This window comes from Arthrobacter sp. 05N33_2 (assembly GCF_056397425.1).
In genome coordinates, this window is sequence record NZ_JBFTNJ010000071.1 from 1 (window position 1) to 16,540 (window position 16,540).

Below are 16,540 nucleotides of genomic sequence, written 5' to 3' on the forward strand. Positions count from 1 at the left end.
GGGCAGAGCGGTGATGGGCCGGGATTGCAGGATGAAGAACTCGCCACCGGCGCGTGCCCACTCGATGTCCTGCGGCGTCCCGAAATGCTCCGCGATCCGTGTTCCGTAGCCGGCCAGCTCAGCCGCCGCCGGGTCGTCCAATACGGCCTGCCGGCGGCGCGTCGCCGTCACCGGCTGCTCCAGGGTGCCGCGCTCCGCGTAGACGGTCATGACCTCCTTGTCAGCTGTCCGGCGCGACAGCACACGGCCCGTCCCCGCTTCCACGACGACGTCGTCCGTGGTGACCGATCCGCTGACAACGGACTCGCCCAGGCCCCACGCGGCACTGATCACCGTCTGGTCGCGGCGCCCGTTGGCCGGATTGGCGGTGAACATCACCCCGGCGGCCTCGGCGTCGACCATCTGTTGGACCACGACGGCGAGGCGCACCGTGTCCGGGTCGATGCCTTCACGGGCGCGGTAGGCCATGGCACGCGCCGTCCACAGGGAGGCCCAGCACTCGGTCACGGCCGCGGCCACAGCCTCCGTCCCCCGGACGTTGAGGTAGGTTTCCTGTTGCCCGGCGAAGCTGGCTGAGGCGAGGTCCTCGGCCGTGGCGGAGGAGCGCACCGCCACGGCTGTGCCTCCGTCGCCGAGCCTGCCGTAGGCGGCGCCGAGCTCCGCCGCGATGGCGTGCGGCATGGTGCCGCTGGTGAAAAGGGCGCGGATCCGGTTCGAGGCTTCCTCGTAGTCCTGTGGTGCCGCGTGTGGCGACAGTACGGCAAGTTCATGGATGCCGGCCTCGAGATGGTTGGCAGTCACGTAATCCGCGTAGGCTGCGGTGTTCAGCACGAACCCCGGCGGGACCGGCAGTCCTCCCTGGCTGAGGCCGCCCAGTCCGACGCCCTTGCCGCCTGCCACGGCGACGTCGCCGCGCCCCACATCGTCGAAGTTGTTGATGTAGGTCATGACCTCGAGTCCTTTCCGCCCGGAGCCGGGGCTCCGTGGTTCAGCCTGATTCCCAACATACTGGCACTGCCGCAGGCGAGAGGCCATAGCCGTACCGGTGGGCAGGGGATCCAGTTAATCCAACCGGCCGAGGGGTGTGGCCGGGGGGCCACCAATCGCTCGCACCCCCGTTCCGACAACAAAATGCCCGGGGCTATGGGTCGCAGCCCTTGCCCCGGGCATCTAAAACAATCCGCATTTTCAGCCGCGGCTGGCGTCGGTTCCCTCGGAGCCCTCTGATCCCTCGCTGTCCTCGCCGTCAAAGTGTTCCTTGTGGACCTTCTCACGGATGGTGACTTCATCTGCGACCGTTTCAGTAACGATGCGGACCCGTTCAACCGGGACGGTCTCCTTGGTCACTATGACTCGCTCTTCGTGAAGGATTACCTCGTCGTCGCTGGCCGGACGGTTCGAGACCTCGTCGCGGTCTTCCTCGGCAATCGGTTCCCGCTCGATACGAACCTCTTCGCGCTGCACTGGCACCGTCCTGGTGACGGTTTCCGTCGTGACGTATTTGCGCAGGCGCCCCCGGCCCTTGGCGTCGCGGGTTTCGGCGCGGTCCTTATCGGTGTCCTGTGGTGTGGCTGGGGTAGGGGCGGTGTCGGTGGCTGGCGTGGTGGTGCCGTATCCGGCTGTGTCGGCGGCGTCGCGGGTTTCGGCGCGGTCCGTATCGGTGGTGTCCTGTCGTGTCGTGGGTGGCGGGGCGGCGTCGGTGGTGGGTGTCGCTGTGCCGTATCCSGCTGGGCTGGTGGCGTCGCGGGTTTGGGCGCGGTCGGTTCCGGTGGTGTCCTGTCGTGTCGTGGGTGGCGTTGCGGCGTCGGTGGTGGGTGTCGTTGTGCCGTATCCGGCTGGGCTGGTGGCGTCGCGGGTCTCGGCGCGGTCCGTTCTGGAGGCGTCCTGTCGTGTGGCGGATGCTTCGTCAGCTGTATCCGCGTCGGTGTAGGCGCGTCCGCTGTCCATCCGGTAATGCTGGTAGAGCCGGTCTTCCTCGGCAGGCTCCAGAGGCCGATCGGCGTCGATCCTTGGCGCGTCTTTGACCTGATTTTTGTTGTACGGGACGACGATGTCATTGCCCTCCAGCCGAGCACCCTCGAGGGGAACAAATGATTCGGACATCCCGAACAGGCCCGTACGGACGGTTACCCAGCTGGGCTGGCCGGCTTCGTTGTCTACGAACACCTGGCCGATGGAGCCGATCTTTTCTCCGTCTCCCGACAGGACATTTGCGCCTTGGCTGAGCAGACGGTCAATTTGTTCGGTGGTGAGCATGACGTCTCCTTGGATCTCTTAGGTTGAAATAGTGGGTCCGATCGGGAGCCCTTGATGGGTCGCCCGACCGGTACCGGACAGGTCGCTTTGGTGCTGTCCGGTGCTTGGGAAGCGTACGCGGCAATGCGAACCACGGGAGGGGGCGATGATTAGTCGGCAGTGCGCTCAGCTGAGGTTTTCCGAGGCCGACCCGCAGTTCTGGCAAGGTTGGGGTCCTGCGCGAGACCTTCGCGAGCGGGGGCCTGAAGTCGAAAGGGAGCGCAGACTGGGGATGAACGTTGTCGCCACCGCCAGTCCGGCTTGGAGCCGGTGGGAAATGTCCAATGGAATGCGCCGCCATTCGATCAGGAGGCTGGGACCGGTCCCGTTGCGCAGGGAGTTCTCCTGCGCCGTTTTTCGTGTTATATCACGAGCCCGGTTAGATTAGGAAGCCCCCTTATGAATAGGTGAGCTCCCGGTGGTTGGGCTCCGCCGGAGGGCACACGGGGGAAGCCCGGGCGCCCAGGAGACGGCCCGGTGGGGACACCCGCGGCGGGCATTCCGGGCCGTACAGGTGGGGCCTTGCGCGAGGCGATGGCGGAAAGAGAATTGTGCTGGCCCAGGTCTAGTCTTGGTCCAGTTCGTCGAGTAGGGACTTCGCTGCGGCGGCGACGTCGTCGTGGTTATTCTGGGCGGCCCGGCTCTCGATGGCGAGAATCGCGCAGCGATGCAGCCGGCGGAAATCACCGAAGGGAAAGCTGTAGCGCCCCTTCGTGTCGTGCGTCTTCTCGGCGTCTTCGCCCAGATGCCACGTGCCGTACTCCTTGTACCCGTGCTTGTCGATGAATGCATTTTCTGTCTCAGCGTCGGGCGCGTGCTCGCTCCAATCGTCACGGGTATCCCGGGCAAACCTCGAGTCCTTGATGAGCTGCCGAGCATGACGCAGCGCCGCGTCGTTGATCTTGATAGTCATGAGATGGTTTCCGCTCTGTGGCAATTTTCGGAGGCGGGGGCTGCGGAGGCCGTGGCGACGCAGGGCACCGGAAAGAATACCGATGGCCCCCTACGCCATGCCAGAAGGAGCCCGTGGTCGCTGGTCGGTGCCGGGCGAGTCAAGTGCCGAAAATGCCGTTCAGGTCACGAAGTTCTCTGGTGCTTCCGGTGACTGGTTTCCACCGCGGGAGACATGGACTTTCGTGGCGGACGGTCCGGACTGCTCCGGGATCTGGGCGCGGATTTCCAAGACACCGTCGATGTAGCTGGCCTCGACGGTGTCGGGGTCCGCGCCGCGGGGCAGCGGGACGCTTCGCGAATATTCGCCGTACCGCACTTCGCTTCGGTAACCCGGTTGATCCTTGTGCGCGGGCTCGGTGCGCCGGGCAGCGATATTCAAGTTGCCCTCGGTGACGGTGATATCGATGTCCTTGTCCGGGTCGATGCCGGGGATATCGGTTCTGACCACCAAGGTGTTTCCGTCCCGGTATTCCTCGACCCTGAGCCAGGTGTCCGTCTCGCCTTGCAGGAAGCGCCGGACTGGTTCGGGCACGTCGATGCCTGTGCGGCGGAATAGGTTGTCCATGTCTATCTCCTTGCTGTTTAGCATCTCTGGTCGCATGGTGTCGGATGCGCGCGGAGCAATGACTTCTGCCGCTTTGGCGATTACTACTTACGACAGCGGAACCGGCCGCCGGGGCTGCGCTCGGAGGCTTTCGAAGCTTGTTCTCGACGAAGCGTTGCGGGCGGGCGCCCGGCATGAGGTCAACCGTCATGCATGAGGTCAACCGTCATGCCGTTGGACTCGGCGGCGCGGGCCGAGAAACGCCGGGTGGTTCCTCCCGGGGTGTTTCAGCAGCGGCCCGCCGCCGTCTAACAGAAGTCGCAGGGCGTCCTCAGTGGCAGCCCTGCATCCGGAGGATCGAGGCTGCTACGCCCTGGTCCTCCGACCGGCAAGAGCCCCATAGATCAGGAGCACAATAACGGCCCCGAGGATGGAGAGGAGCCAGGTCCGCAGGTCAAAGAAGTCAGCGAGCCCTCCGCCGAAGATCAACGAGCCGATCCAACCTCCGAGGATTGCGCCCACGACGCCAACAACGAGTGTAATCAGCCAGCCGCCTCCTTGACGGCCGGGAAGGACCGCCTTGGCGATAGCTCCAGCGATAAGGCCGAGAATGAGAAAAGCGAGAATTCCCATCTTTGTACTTCCTTTCGGTAGACCGGTCGTGGAATGCGGCCGTAACGGCGATTTAATCAGCATGCATAGTAACGCGCAATACCCGGCTCATGGGCCTTCTGTCTTGCTCGCCCCTTGCCGGTCCGAACTGCAATGGAAGCGGCGACTGCCCGTGGGCGCCGGGCGGGGGAGGCCCAGAGGCACCCAGCCGCGGGCGGCTAGTTCATTGGCGCCGGAGGCCGTCTTGGGCAAGGGAGGGCACGTCGAGCCTGGAGTTCCCGGTCGTGGAGCCTTGGGTGCCGGGCCGTGGAGCCTGGAAGAAATCCACAAACCGGGCGAGTTGCTCAGACAGGGCCTCCCACCCGTCGAAGTCGGCAGGAACGGCTGCGCGCTCAGCCTGAGAGGCTGCTTGCAGTGCGGCTGTGCCGGCGTCGGTAATCTCGACCTGAAATTGGCGCCGATCGTCCGGGTTGCGCGTCCTGGTGACGAGACCCGCGTCCTCGAGCCGGGCAAGGACGCGGCCGAGCGTTTGGCTTTGGACATGAACTCTTGCGGCGAGCTGTTCCTGGTACATGGGGCGGGGAGCCACGGCTTCCAGTGCGATGACGGCGGCACGCGTCAATCCCAGTGGCGCCAGGGCATCGTCGTGGAGGCGTTGCACTAAACGGGCCGCTGCGGTTAGAAGCCGGTAAACGTCCCGGGCGTGGGGCTCGCGGGCGAGGATCACGAAGACGACCTTCCTGATTGGGTGGCAACGAAAGTCACGCTACCTGCGACGGCGGCACAAAGCGCCGACGCTGGACCCCCACCATATGCATGCCGGACTCCTTTTTGGCAAGTATGCTTACTATTTTTCACGCGCGGCTTGCAGTGCGCGCCGCGCGTCACCAGACGGGCGGGAGGCGGCCCGTCCGATTTTCGATCGAGGCCTTGCGCGACATATAGCAAGTGTGCTTAGTATTTAGTTAGTAACCGTGCTTACTAATTTCATCCGGTAGCGCTAGTCACGATCCCAAGCGGACCATTCCTGAAAGAGAGCAACGATGACACAGAACCCATGGGCCCAGGCAGCACCCGAAGCTTCCCCGGACCGGTACGCCGGCGTTGGAGTTATGCCCCCACAAGGCACGGGACGCGCTGACTCCAAACAGGAAGCGGCCAAGGACGAAGCTGCGGACGTAACGCGGCACGCGGCAGATGCTGCCCAGAACGTCGCCGAGACGGCTAAGACGGAGGCAGTCAACGTTGCCGCCGAGGTCAAGACCAATGCCCGGGACCTGCTTCACCAGGCCAAGTCCGATCTCACCGAGCAGGCAGGAACCCAGCAGCAGAAGGTCGCCGAAGGTCTGCGGTCCGTCGCCGGCGAACTGCATTCCATGGCTGCCGCCTCCGACCAGCCCGGCGTGGCCACCGACCTTGTCCGCCAAGCCGCCGAGCGGTCCTCCGCTGTTGCGTCCTGGCTCGATGGCCGGGACCCGGGTTCGCTCCTGACCGAGGTAAAGTCCTTTGCCCGCCAGCGCCCGGGCACCTTCCTCCTGCTCGCGGCCGGAGCCGGTGTACTGGCCGGGCGCCTCAGCCGCAGCTTGAGCGCCGGCGCCCCCGAAGCGACCGCCGCTACCGCTACCGGCACGTCCACTGCCGGGCGGATCCCCGATACCGGGGTAGCGGTTCCGCCGCCGCCGGTACAGATGCCCGCTCCGCACACCACGACGGCGGGCCTCGCGGACACCTACCCGCCGAATCCGCTGGACTCCGATTTGGGAACCCCCGATCCGCTCCGCGACGCCGGGCAGGGCCGCCGGTCCTCAGGGCCCGTGGCTGGTGAGCCATTGCAGCAGGCTGATCCGCTGCGCGATGACCCCTTTGACGGTGGCCGTCGATGAGCAGCGAAATGCCTCCCACAGCCGCGCAGGCGAAGGCTGAATCGACTTCCCTGGGTGACCTTCTCGGTGAGGTCACACGGGACATGTCCACCCTGATGCGACAGGAAGTGGAACTGGCCAAGGTCGAACTCAAGCAGTCGGCCACCCGGGCAGGCAAAGGCACCGGCATGCTCGCCGGCGCCGGCGTCGCTGGCCATTTCGTGCTCCTGTTCCTGTCTTTGGCGCTCTGGTGGGCGCTGGGGATCGTGATGGGACTGGGCTGGTCCGGCGTTGTTGTCGCTGTCATCTGGGCAGTTGTCGCCGCCGTTCTGGCAGCCATGGGCCGCAAGGAACTGAACGCGATCAAGGGCATGCCGAGGACGGCTGAAACCCTCCAGGAAATCCCGCCCACCCTAAAACCCAACTCCTAGATTCAGCGAGGAAACACGATGAGTGAAAACCCGGATGTCATCCGAGCAGATATTGAAGCAACCCGTGCCCGCCTGGGCACAAACGTGGACGCCGTCGCCGACAAAGTCACGCCGTCGCATATCGTCCAACGGCAGACGGACAGAGTCAAAGAGAACGTCAAAGACGCCGTCTTCGGAGTGAAGGATAAAGTCATGGGAGCCGCAGACCACACCGCCGACCACGTCCACACCACCAGCGGAAGCGTCGGCGCGCATGTGAGCGACGCGGGCTCCGCAGTTGCGGGCGCGCCGGGCCAGCTGAAGAACAGGACACAGGGGAACCCACTGGCTGCCGGGCTGATCGCCTTCGGTGCCGGGCTGCTCGTTTCCTCCCTGATCCCGGCCAGCCAAAAGGAGCGTGAAGCCGCTGATGCCCTCAAATCGGCAGCCGAGCCGCTCACCACGGAACTGACGGACGCCGCCAAGCACGTGGCCGAAGGGCTCAAGGCGCCCGCCCAGGAAGCCATGGAGAACGTCAAGGCCACTGCCGCGGACGCAACCGATCACCTCAAGGCAGACGGGCAGGCCGCTGTGGAGGACGTCAAGGATCGGACTGCAGAAGCCAAGGACAACGTTCAGCAGGCCTGAGGCCGCGTATGAATGCGGCCGGCTGCCCTCGCTGATGCGCTGGGCGGYCGGCCATTTCCCTTAACCCCCGAAGGAATTTCCATGGCCAAGAACCCAACCAAGGCAGAAAATGAATCCATGACCGACGCCGAAACGGACGAGAGCAGCACCGCCAAGGCCCGCACGGCACCTGCCCCGGACGACTCCCGTAAACCGGACAGTCCGGCCGACGTCACTAAGCCCTCGTGGAAGTACATCGCCAAGAAGACCCTGCGTGAGTTCACCAAGGACCAGTGCCCGGATCTCGCCGCAGCCCTGACCTACTATTCGGTTCTCTCAATTTTCCCGGCGCTGTTGGCACTCGTGTCTTTGCTGGGCATCTTCGGGCAGGCAGAGAAGACCACGTCCGCGCTTCTGGAGGTCGTCCAGGGTTTCGCGCCTGCTGAAACTGTGCAGGCGATCAAACAACCAGTCGAGCAGCTCAGCAGTTCCTCCGCTGCCGGACTCACCCTGGTACTCGGCATCCTCACCGCCCTCTGGTCCGCCTCCGGCTATGTCGGAGCCTTTGGCCGGGCCATGAACCGAATCTACGAAATCGACGAGGGGCGGCCGTTCATCAAACTTCGGGGCACGATGCTCGCCGTCACCATTGCCACCGTGCTGATCGTGCTTGTGCTTTCGGCCATGCTGGTGCTGAGCGGGCCGGTGGCCGAGGCCGTCGGCAACGCGATCGGCTTGGGCGGGGCAGTCCTGACGGCGTGGAACATTCTCAAGTGGCCGGTGATTCTGTTGCTCGTGATTCTGGCGATCGCCATCCTCTACTACGCTACGCCGAACGTAAAGCAGCCCAAGTTCCGCTGGATGAGCCTGGGTTCCGCTATCGCCTTGGTCATCTTCCTGCTGGCGTCCCTGGCCTTCGCTTTCTATGTGGCCAACTTCAATAGCTACGAGAAGACCTATGGTGCGATCGGCGGCGTCATCATCTCGCTGCTGTGGCTCTGGATCCTGAACATGTCGTTGCTGTTCGGTGCCGAGTTCGACGCCGAGATGGAGCGTGGACGCCAACTCCAGGCCGGCATTGAGGCCGAAGAGACCATCCAATTGCCGCCACGGGACACGAAACAGAGCGGCAAGCTCCAGGCCCGCGAAGAAGAGGACATTCGCCGCGGGCGCGAACTGCGGGAACAGCACGGGATCCAGCCTGAACGGCAGGAAGGCAATACCCAACCCCGGAACACGGACGGAGTGGGGCGCCCCTAACCCGCGGAACTGTCAGGCATCACTAAGGCGGCGAGTTTGACGTTGTCCTTCTGACCTTCCCAGGTGCCGGTCAGAGCGAGCGGGCCGACCGGTTGCTCATCCAGGTCCAGCCGCCGGATAACAAGCAAGTGAAGGTCAGCAGTCTCGATGGCGGTGCCGGCGTCGGTGGCGCGCGGTGCCGCTGAAGAGACATCAGGGACTGCCTCGAGTTTCGGTCCGGTGCTTCGCACGAAGACCGTCTGGGCCAGAAGTTCCAGATTTTCCCCTTTTTGGAGGTATTGCTCTGCCTGCGGCCGGCCCAGCATGATGCTCGCCGCCAGCGCTGCCACGTAGATTGGATCGGCGCAGGCATCGTAAACCCACCTCGGGCCGAGAACCGAGTGCTGCATGGTTCCGACCAACCAGGATTCCGCTCCGGCCAAGGGCTGGGCCCTGTACGTGAGTGGGACTTGAAAAGTGGAGTTGCCCACCGACACGATGATGGTTTCTATGCCGACCTCGCCGGCGGGGTCGTCGAACCGGTAGGAGCCTACTTTGTGCAGCGCTGCCGTGCCGGGTTGCGTGAACCACGGCTGGCGGGGCAGCCACTGTGCGAGAAGTTCAAGTTTCGTCGGCTGCAGTTCTGCCTGGTGGATGATCGCCATGACTGCAAGCCTAACCGTGCACTGGCGACACGTTGATCAAATAACTAGAGGAAAGGTACTGACCACTGGTTGGCGATCGCCCGGCCGAGTGTCGTTGTTCCAGATCCACTGGCTCCCATGATGAAGGGTTGAGAGTGTTCAGCATCGTCGCAGGCTACCCCTTCACGCCCCCTGCGGTCTTGAGCACGCCGGGGTGCGGATAGCAGAGCAGCGCGTTAGGTCTCCCGGTCGATCTGGAGGTAGCTGAGTCCGCTGACATCGAGCCAGAATTTAGTCGGAGTCTCTACGAGACGCAGCAGGACGCCCCCGCAGGAACTGCAGCGCACAACCATTCCCGGGGCATCGGCATAGACCGCTGCTTCCCCGAAGACCCTGACAGCGCCACAATTCTTGCACCGACCGATCGCTGCAATGATGTCGATGCGGAACAGTTCCCACAAGGGTCCCGCTGCCGCGTTCCCGTCAAGATGAGGTATCGGATTGCCGCCGGTCCCGGCGATGTCCTGGTCCTCGAGGCGCGGGTCCTCAGCACCAGGGGAAGCGGAGCCGTTGTTGCCAGTCACCGTATTCCTCCCGTTCCGCCAAAGCGTTCGGTCTTGATCGAGGCGGCCGGATAGCCCGCCTGCACCATCCACTCTGTGACCGTTTCGACAAACATCGTCTGACCGCAGATGAAGATGTCGGGTGCCATGTCCGCCGGCAGGATGCTTGCCAACAGTGTTTCAGCGGTGAGTCGCTGCGGGACCATTGGCCAGCCCTCCGGGACTTTGCGTGTATAGACATAGTCGACCGTCAGCTTGGGAGATCCCTGGTTCAAGGTGAGCAGCTCCTCCCGATAGAACCCTGCCTCGGGCGATTTCAGCGAGTACAGCAACCGGAACTGTGAAGGATTCGCGGATGCCTCGTGGGCGCGGATCATGGACATGAGCGGGACAATGCCGGATCCCCCGGCGATCAGCTGAACCGGGTTGGGGTCGGTCGGAAGCCAGACGAACCAGCCGCCGACGGGCCCCCGGATCTCCAACTGGTCCCCGACCATCAGGTCTCTGACCAGGTAGGGGGAGACCTCCCCGTTGGCCAGTTCGTCGACCGTGATCTCCAGGAGTTCGTCCATGCCGGCTGTGGCCACTGAGTAGGACCGCACTGCCGTGTATCCGTCGTCCGCCGTGAGCCGGATATCGATGTGCTGGCCGGGAAGGTTGCCGTTCAGCCCGTCCACGCGCAGGCCGATGGTTCTGGAGGATTCCGTTTCTGGAACGCCACGAATCACCTCGGCGACGCGCCACAGGGTGCTCATCTGTCCTGCCTCATGAGTAACGCTCCTCGCGCCACGGGTCGCCGTAGATGTGGTACCCGTTCGATTCCCAGAAGCCGGGAACATCGTGCGGCATCAGCTCGATGCCATTGATCCACTTCGCACTCTTCCAAAAGTACAAGTGGGGTATCAGCAGGCGGGCGGGGCCACCGTGGGCCCGTTCCAGTGGTTCACCGTCGAATTGCCACGCCACCCATGCCTGGCCATCCAGCAGGTCCTGCAACGGGACATTGGTCGTATAGCCGCCGTAGGAATGAGCCGTAGTGAACTCGGACGTTGTTTCCACATCCGCGAACAAGGTGTCCAGGGACACCCCGCGCCACGAGGTGCCCAGCTTGGACCAGCTGGTCACGCAATGAATATCGGTCCGGATATCAATCTGCGGTAGCGCCAAGAGCTCGTCCCAGGACCAGGCGCGGCGCTGCCCAGTCTCCGTTGTAATAAAGAATTCCCAGTCAGCCCGGGCGATATAAGGTGCAGGGCCCGCCGTCAGTACGGGAAAGCTTGGCGTCTCGTATTGGCCGGGTGGTAAGGCTGGATTGCCGGTGCGCCGTTTTCCATGAAAACCAGACGAGATGATTCCCATCATGTACCTCCGATGCGGAGCTCCGCCGGTCGAATGTAATCGGTGCCCCAACGATAGGGCAACGGCGGGACAGAGACCAGACATAAAAATATACTCCGGTGCCGCCAGGATACGCCGAGTACGTAAACGCAGCCGACGGCGTCGTCTGTCGCCAGAGCGACGGGCTGAACGTCCTTCCATAGGTGAGTCCGGCAACCGTCGGGGCGGGTGTAGCTTGAAGGATGAGTTCCCTACCGTCGGCGCGTACGCAGAGGCTCGTGCTGTGGATCGCGATTCTCGCTTCCTTTGTGTCGTTTCTCGACGGCAGCGTCATCAATGTAGCGCTGCCGGCCATTTCCCGTGAACTGGGCGGCGGACTGACAACGCAGCAATGGGTTGTCGATRCCTACCTGATCACCCTGGGTTCACTGATCCTTGTCGCCGGTTCGCTCTCTGATTTGCTGGGCCGGGTTGTCGTTCTCCGGGCAGGCCTGATCGGGTTCGGCGCGACATCAGTGATGTGTGCGCTGGCACCGACAGCGGACTGGCTGGTCCTGGCCAGGGCGCTTCAAGGCGTCGCGGGCGCCTTGCTGGTGCCCAGTTCCCTGGCTCTGATCACATCAAACTTCGACGAAGCGCCCCGGGCGAAGGCAATCGGCCAGTGGACTGCCGGTACAACCGTGGCTTTCATCGCGGGACCCCTGCTCGGCGGAGTGCTCGTTGATTCGGTGGGCTGGCGTTGGATCTTCGGAATCAACGTCCTGCCCATTGCCGTGACCTTGTACCTGCTAGCCGTGTTGCGGGTCAAGGATGTTCGCAAGGAGGGCGTGCGGATCGACTACGCGGGTGCCGTGCTCTGTGTGCTCGGGTTGGCGGGGCCGGTCTACGCGTTGATCGAACAGGGCAACTATGGCTGGGGGAGTCCGCTCATTCTGATGCCCCTCGCCCTCGGTATCCTGTGCCTCGCCGGGTTCATTTGGCGGGAAAAGACCGCGAAGTACCCGCTCCTGCCGCTCAGCCTCTTCTCCGTCCGAAACTTTGCCGTAGGCAACGTGGCTACGGCCTTCGTCTACGCCGCGCTGTCGATCGGCGGGTTCATCATCGTGCTTTTCCTGCAGCAGGTTGCCGGGTTTCCGGCGACGTCGGCCGCTCTGGCCTTGCTTCCCGTCAGCCTCGTCAACATCCTCTTGGCGTCATGGTTTGGCTCACTGGCCGGGCGGTTCGGCCCGAGGTGGTTCATGGCCTTCGGACCTGCCCTCGCCGGGGGCGGCTATCTCCTGATGCTCGCGTCGGAAATCCCGGTCGATTACTGGACCCAGCTGATGCCCGGGATCCTCCTGTTCGCAGTCGGGCTCTCGGCGACAGTCGCGCCGCTAACCGCCGCCATTCTCGGTTCGGTGTCGGAACAGCAGGCAGGTATCGGTTCGGCAGTGAATAACGCCGTCAGCAGGGTTGCCGGTCTGGTCGGCATCGCGCTGGTGGGCCTCGTCATGGGCGGCAAACTTGATCTCGACGGATTTCACCGGGTGGTGACCGTGACGGCGGTGTTGCTCATCCTCGGGGGCATCGTTTCCGCCGTCGGTATCCAGAACCCGCCTAAGCGGCCTGCACTTCGGGCCAGGCAGAAAGTCCCATCCCAAGGCACCCGGAGCTACCGTATTTTCAGACCGGGCCGATAGGGCTAAGGGATTCCATCGGACCGACCGAACGTACCGGCCGAGGCCCTCGGGTATCTGTGCCGTCCAGGGCAGTGGGTGATGTAACAGCTGTTACTTACCTTGTTGTAGCAGTATATGATTGGCGCATGGATTGGTTGGTTCTTGTTGTCCGGTTGACTGGTGAGGCCTCACGGACGAGGGTCGGTGTGTGGCGGGAGCTCCGGAGGATCGGTGCTGCGCCAGTGGCCTCAGGGGTGTGGACCGTTCCGGACACGCCGTTCTTCTCGGAAGCCGTGCCGAGGGTCGTGGAGCTGGCCGGCCGCGGAACCGGCAGCGTCCTTGTCCTGCCCACGCCGGGCAGCGGCGATGCGGGAGTGGAAGGCCTGCGCTCGGCATTCGAGGAGCTCAGGTTGGATGAGTGGAAGGAATTCTCCGGCGATTGCGGGGCGTTCGAGGCCGAAATCGCCAAGGAAACCCGAAGCGGCAAGTTCACTCTGGCGGAGCTGGAAGAGGAAGAGCAGAGCCTGGACCGCTTGCGGCGCTGGTACCGTGATCTGAAAAGCCGTGACGTTCTGGAACTGCCGGAAGCGCAGGCCGCAGACGAGCGGTTGCGCGAGTGCTCCGCTGTATTCGACGAGTACGCCGAGAAGGTCTACGCGACTCTGCATGCCCCGGCAGGCCATGGCCTGCCGGTGGCCGGGGAGTAGGGGCCGTGCAGTGGTGGCAGACGGCGCTGGGTATCCTGGCCGGGCTCGTTGGCGTCTACGCGGTTCTTCTGCTCGGGTTGTGGGCCTATGCGAGGTCCCATCCGGAGACGGTGGGTATGCGGGACGCGTTGCGGCTGCTGCCGGATGTGTTGCGCGTGTTGAGGCGTTTGGCGGCCGATCCGGCGGTATCCCGCGGCGCCCGGATCAAGCTGTCGCTTTTGTTGGGATATCTGCTCTTGCCGCTGGATCTTGTCCCGGACTTCCTCCCGCTGATTGGCTATGCCGATGACGTGATTGTCATGGCCCTGGTTCTTCGTTCCGTGATCCGCTCCGCGGGTCCGGAGTCTTTGCGGCGGCATTGGCCGGGCACCCCGGCCGGGCTTGCCGTCATCGAACGGCTGGCCGGCCTGTCGGCACCCATCGCCGGAAACGCCGGGGGCGCCGGGAAAGAGAGCACGGATGCTGCCTGAAATCTTGGTGCGCCCTGAGATGGCGCGCCTGAGACGTCGCGGGTTCATCCTTGAGGGCATCACGCTGGGCTGGAACGTCGTCGGCGTGGCAGTTCTTGCCGTCGCTTCCATCACGGCCGGATCGGTGGCGCTGGCCGGCTTCGGCCTGGACAGCCTGATCGAGATCGGTGCCAGCACCGTGGTGATCTGGGAACTCTCCGGGACCGGGGAACGGCGTCAACGGTTCGCGTTGAGGCTGATCGCCGGGGCGTTCGTTGCCCTTGCTCTCTATCTGCTCGTCCAGTCCGGACTTGCCTTGGCGGCCGGGCACCACGCACGGCCGAGCCCCGCCGGAATTATCTGGACGGCTGTCACGGCAGTGGTGATGTTCGCCCTCGCAGCCGGAAAGGCCCGCACGGGCAAGGCGCTGGGCAATCCCGTTCTGATAGCAGAGGGCAAGGTGACGTTTATCGACGGTCTTCTGGCGGCCGCCGTGCTGGCCGGGATCTTGCTGGACACCTTTGCCGGTTGGTGGTGGGCCGACCCCGTGGCCGGCATGGTCATCGTCTACTACGCGGTCCGCGAAGCCGTGGCCATCTTCCGCCACGATCACTGATCGTTCGGAATCAGCCACCTGGGTGGCTTAGGCTTTCCGTATGGGACTAATAATCACACTRCTTATYATTTGGCTTRTTCTKTCGATCCTKGGCTTCGCYGTGAARGGYCTKCTYTGGTTGGCCATCATCGGCYTGGTGCTCCTGGTRGCYACKGCTGTWTGGGGCTGGRTGAAGCGCAAGGCCAAGGCCTGATGCAAGCCTGATATTCATTCGGCGGCGGTCGGTCCTCTTCAGGACCGGCCGCCGTTTTCGTGAAATTCACGGAGTCAATGAGCCAACTGAATGTCCAGAGGAGGAAGACGGATAGCCAGCTCGGCTCTTGAGCGGGTTGGCGTTCTACCGGATAGGGAACTGCACCTGTCCGTCGAGGTCCGGCGCGCCGCTACGAGCTGGTGCTGGATGCCAGTACACCCAGGCCGAGCGCGGCGATGATGCCGCTGCTGCCGCGTTCGAGCCAACTGCTCACCCGGGGGCGCTGCAGCCAGGCCATCGCCTTCGCTGCCGCGACGGCTACAGCCGCCAGGTAGAGGAATCCAATGGCGCTTTCGATGGCACCGAGCACCATGGCTGTATCCAGCGTGTTGCCGCCGTGTGGAATGAACTGCGGCACGACGGCGAGGTAGAACAGGCCGACCTTGGGGTTGAGCAGTGTGGAGAACGCGCCGGCGCCGAAGCCGGTCCTTCGGCTGTAGCTCCGGCGGGGAGCGTGCCCGGCCGCCGGGGATGCAGTTGTGCGGCGCGCCCGGATCAGCGACGAGATTCCCAGATACAGCAAGTACAACCCGCCTGCGATCTTCAGCCAACGGAACACTTCCGCCGAGTCCTCCAGCACGGCGGCGAGCCCCACTCCCACCAGCGCGGCCCAGACCAGGGATGCCAGAGCTGAGCCCAGCGCCGCCGCCAGGCCGGCCCCGGCACTTTGCAGCGAGATCCTCAGCACCAGGAAGGTATCCGGGCCGGGGGTAACGGAAAGCAGCAGGCACAGCCCGGCAAAGGCCAGGAGGGTCACGGCGGTCATGGGCACCATTGTCCTTTCGCTGGCCGCCCGACTGCAATCCGTCGCGATGGTTTGCTGCTTACCGGGCATTGCATGACGCCGGTTGGACGCCGCGGACGCATCGCCTTGCCCTTCTTCGGCGGAGCCATGACACAGGGATTCCGTCCGCATGCGGGCGCCACTGCCCGCTAGCTTTTGTTGTCTGACGCCTCACGCACGCGCATGAGCCAGTCGGCGGCAAGGGCTCGCACGAGGTTGGGTTGCTCATGGATCAAGGCGTGGCCGGCGCGGTCGAGTACGGCCAACGTAGCGCGTGGGTAGTGCAGGATCAGCTCCGACGGTCCTGTGTGCCCGGCGGTGGCATCCTGTCGCCCGGCAACGACCAACACCGGATGAGGATAGGCTTTCGCGGCTTCCGGCCGATCCCGCAACTCCCAGTGCGAAAAGATCCGCACCAGGCTCGACTCGTCAGCCAGGGACGTTGCGGGAGCCACATACTCCTGGAACCGACGCAGCGTTTCAGGCGTCTGCACAACGAAGTAGCTGCGGTAAGTAGCCTCGAGATCCGAGCCGAGTGCACCGGTCAGATCGACCGACGAAACAAGGACCTCGTGCTGAGGCACGTCGCGCGTCTGTTGGCCAACAGGGCAGATTAGCGCCAGCCCGACGGCCTGATCAGGTCGCAGACTCGCAATCGCACGGGCCAGGTAGCCGCCGTAGGACTGACCCACGATAAGAAACGGTTCATCACCAATAGTGCTGGCGATAAGGCCGAGCAGAATGTCCACGACGTCGTCATTGCTCGTGATCGTCTCAGGCGCCGGGGTCCGGCCCATCCCGGGCAGGTCCGGATACAGGCGCCGGTAGCCAGGCACGTCGTCGAAAATCGGTTCAAGGGCACCGGCGATCTCGCGATGATCCACACCGGCGCCGTGCAGAGCGAGAACCGGCGTGCCACTGCCGTACTCGGCGTAATGCACAGAAACTCCGCTAACGGTGGTCTCCATCACGCTATGTTAAAACG

20 protein-coding genes are annotated in these 16,540 nt (G+C 64.0%); 8 read left to right on the top strand and 12 right to left on the bottom strand.

Annotated elements, in window-relative coordinates:
• From AC1DHX_RS17945 to AC1DHX_RS17970, 6 genes are all read right to left on the bottom strand, one after another.
• A partial coding sequence (locus tag AC1DHX_RS17945) for a PEP/pyruvate-binding domain-containing protein (protein ID WP_476900308.1) occupies positions 1-948 on the bottom strand: 948 nt, incomplete at its 3' end.
• Between the two features lie 240 nt (positions 949-1,188).
• Positions 1,189-2,256 (bottom strand): PRC and DUF2382 domain-containing protein, encoded by a 1,068-nt coding sequence (locus AC1DHX_RS17950; RefSeq protein ID WP_476900309.1) that lies wholly within the window; start codon positions 2,254-2,256, stop codon positions 1,189-1,191.
• A 604-nt stretch (positions 2,257-2,860) separates the two neighbouring features.
• Positions 2,861-3,208 carry a hypothetical protein gene (locus tag AC1DHX_RS17955; RefSeq protein WP_476858480.1) on the bottom strand — a complete coding sequence of 116 codons (348 nt, stop codon included), beginning with the start codon at positions 3,206-3,208 and terminating at the stop codon, positions 2,861-2,863.
• 159 nt (positions 3,209-3,367) lie between these two features.
• Positions 3,368-3,814 (bottom strand): Hsp20/alpha crystallin family protein, encoded by a 447-nt coding sequence (locus AC1DHX_RS17960; RefSeq protein WP_476849222.1) that lies wholly within the window; start codon positions 3,812-3,814, stop codon positions 3,368-3,370.
• Positions 3,815-4,159: 345 nt separating this feature from the next.
• The gene (locus tag AC1DHX_RS17965; protein ID WP_028276267.1) at positions 4,160-4,426 is read right to left on the bottom strand and encodes a GlsB/YeaQ/YmgE family stress response membrane protein; all 267 of its coding nucleotides are present in this window, start codon (positions 4,424-4,426) and stop codon (positions 4,160-4,162) included.
• Between the two features lie 202 nt (positions 4,427-4,628).
• Complete coding sequence (locus AC1DHX_RS17970; protein WP_476858481.1) at positions 4,629-5,132, bottom strand: MarR family winged helix-turn-helix transcriptional regulator; 504 nt, start codon at positions 5,130-5,132, stop codon at positions 4,629-4,631.
• A 316-nt stretch (positions 5,133-5,448) separates the two neighbouring features.
• Here AC1DHX_RS17970 and AC1DHX_RS17975 point away from each other — a divergent pair, with 316 nt between their 5' ends.
• The 4 genes from AC1DHX_RS17975 to AC1DHX_RS17990 all read left to right on the top strand — a co-directional run bounded on the left by AC1DHX_RS17975 (position 5,449) and on the right by AC1DHX_RS17990 (position 8,564).
• Positions 5,449-6,288 (top strand): ATP synthase subunit B family protein, encoded by an 840-nt coding sequence (locus AC1DHX_RS17975; protein ID WP_476858482.1) that lies wholly within the window; start codon positions 5,449-5,451, stop codon positions 6,286-6,288.
• 8 nt (positions 6,289-6,296) lie between these two features.
• Positions 6,297-6,698 (top strand): phage holin family protein, encoded by a 402-nt coding sequence (locus tag AC1DHX_RS17980; RefSeq protein WP_043435594.1) that lies wholly within the window; start codon positions 6,297-6,299, stop codon positions 6,696-6,698.
• Between the two features lie 18 nt (positions 6,699-6,716).
• Complete coding sequence (locus AC1DHX_RS17985) at positions 6,717-7,325, top strand: DUF3618 domain-containing protein (protein ID WP_476858483.1); 609 nt, start codon at positions 6,717-6,719, stop codon at positions 7,323-7,325.
• Positions 7,326-7,406: 81 nt separating this feature from the next.
• Complete coding sequence (locus AC1DHX_RS17990; protein ID WP_476858484.1) at positions 7,407-8,564, top strand: YihY/virulence factor BrkB family protein; 1,158 nt, start codon at positions 7,407-7,409, stop codon at positions 8,562-8,564.
• Here the strand turns inward: AC1DHX_RS17990 and AC1DHX_RS17995 are convergent.
• The 4 genes from AC1DHX_RS17995 to AC1DHX_RS18010 form a co-directional block, all read right to left on the bottom strand.
• Entirely contained in the window at positions 8,561-9,208 is a 648-nt protein-coding gene (locus AC1DHX_RS17995; protein WP_476849217.1) for a CG0192-related protein, read from the bottom strand. The two genes, AC1DHX_RS17990 and AC1DHX_RS17995, sit on opposite strands and share 4 nt — an antisense overlap.
• A gap of 215 nt (positions 9,209-9,423) precedes the next feature.
• The gene (locus tag AC1DHX_RS18000) at positions 9,424-9,771 is read right to left on the bottom strand and encodes a DUF6510 family protein (protein ID WP_476849216.1); all 348 of its coding nucleotides are present in this window, start codon (positions 9,769-9,771) and stop codon (positions 9,424-9,426) included.
• Positions 9,768-10,505, bottom strand: a complete 738-nt coding sequence (locus tag AC1DHX_RS18005; RefSeq protein ID WP_476858485.1) for an FAD-binding oxidoreductase — start codon at positions 10,503-10,505, stop codon at positions 9,768-9,770. The genes AC1DHX_RS18000 and AC1DHX_RS18005 overlap by 4 nt, the downstream gene beginning before the upstream one ends.
• Before the next feature lie 10 nt (positions 10,506-10,515).
• A complete protein-coding gene (locus AC1DHX_RS18010; RefSeq protein WP_476858760.1) occupies positions 10,516-11,109 on the bottom strand; it encodes a sulfite oxidase-like oxidoreductase in 594 nt (197 codons plus the stop codon).
• A 221-nt stretch (positions 11,110-11,330) separates the two neighbouring features.
• Between AC1DHX_RS18010 and AC1DHX_RS18015 the strand changes: the two genes are divergently transcribed.
• The 4 genes from AC1DHX_RS18015 (at position 11,331) to AC1DHX_RS18030 (ending at position 14,518) form a co-directional block, all read left to right on the top strand.
• Positions 11,331-12,767 (top strand): MFS transporter, encoded by a 1,437-nt coding sequence (locus AC1DHX_RS18015; RefSeq protein WP_476900310.1) that lies wholly within the window; start codon positions 11,331-11,333, stop codon positions 12,765-12,767.
• Between the two features lie 125 nt (positions 12,768-12,892).
• A complete protein-coding gene (locus AC1DHX_RS18020; protein WP_476858487.1) occupies positions 12,893-13,453 on the top strand; it encodes a Chromate resistance protein ChrB in 561 nt (186 codons plus the stop codon).
• A gap of 5 nt (positions 13,454-13,458) precedes the next feature.
• Entirely contained in the window at positions 13,459-13,923 is a 465-nt protein-coding gene (locus AC1DHX_RS18025; RefSeq protein WP_476858488.1) for a DUF1232 domain-containing protein, read from the top strand.
• Positions 13,913-14,518, top strand: coding sequence for a cation efflux transmembrane domain-containing protein (locus AC1DHX_RS18030; RefSeq protein ID WP_476858489.1), 606 nt, complete (start codon positions 13,913-13,915; stop codon positions 14,516-14,518). The genes AC1DHX_RS18025 and AC1DHX_RS18030 overlap by 11 nt, the downstream gene beginning before the upstream one ends.
• A gap of 383 nt (positions 14,519-14,901) precedes the next feature.
• On the opposite strand, the gene AC1DHX_RS18035 is transcribed toward AC1DHX_RS18030, so the two are convergent.
• The gene (locus AC1DHX_RS18035; protein ID WP_476849211.1) at positions 14,902-15,537 is read right to left on the bottom strand and encodes a LysE family translocator; all 636 of its coding nucleotides are present in this window, start codon (positions 15,535-15,537) and stop codon (positions 14,902-14,904) included.
• 167 nt (positions 15,538-15,704) lie between these two features.
• Entirely contained in the window at positions 15,705-16,523 is an 819-nt protein-coding gene (locus AC1DHX_RS18040) for an alpha/beta fold hydrolase (protein ID WP_476849210.1), read from the bottom strand.
• Positions 16,524-16,540 lie beyond the last annotated feature (17 nt).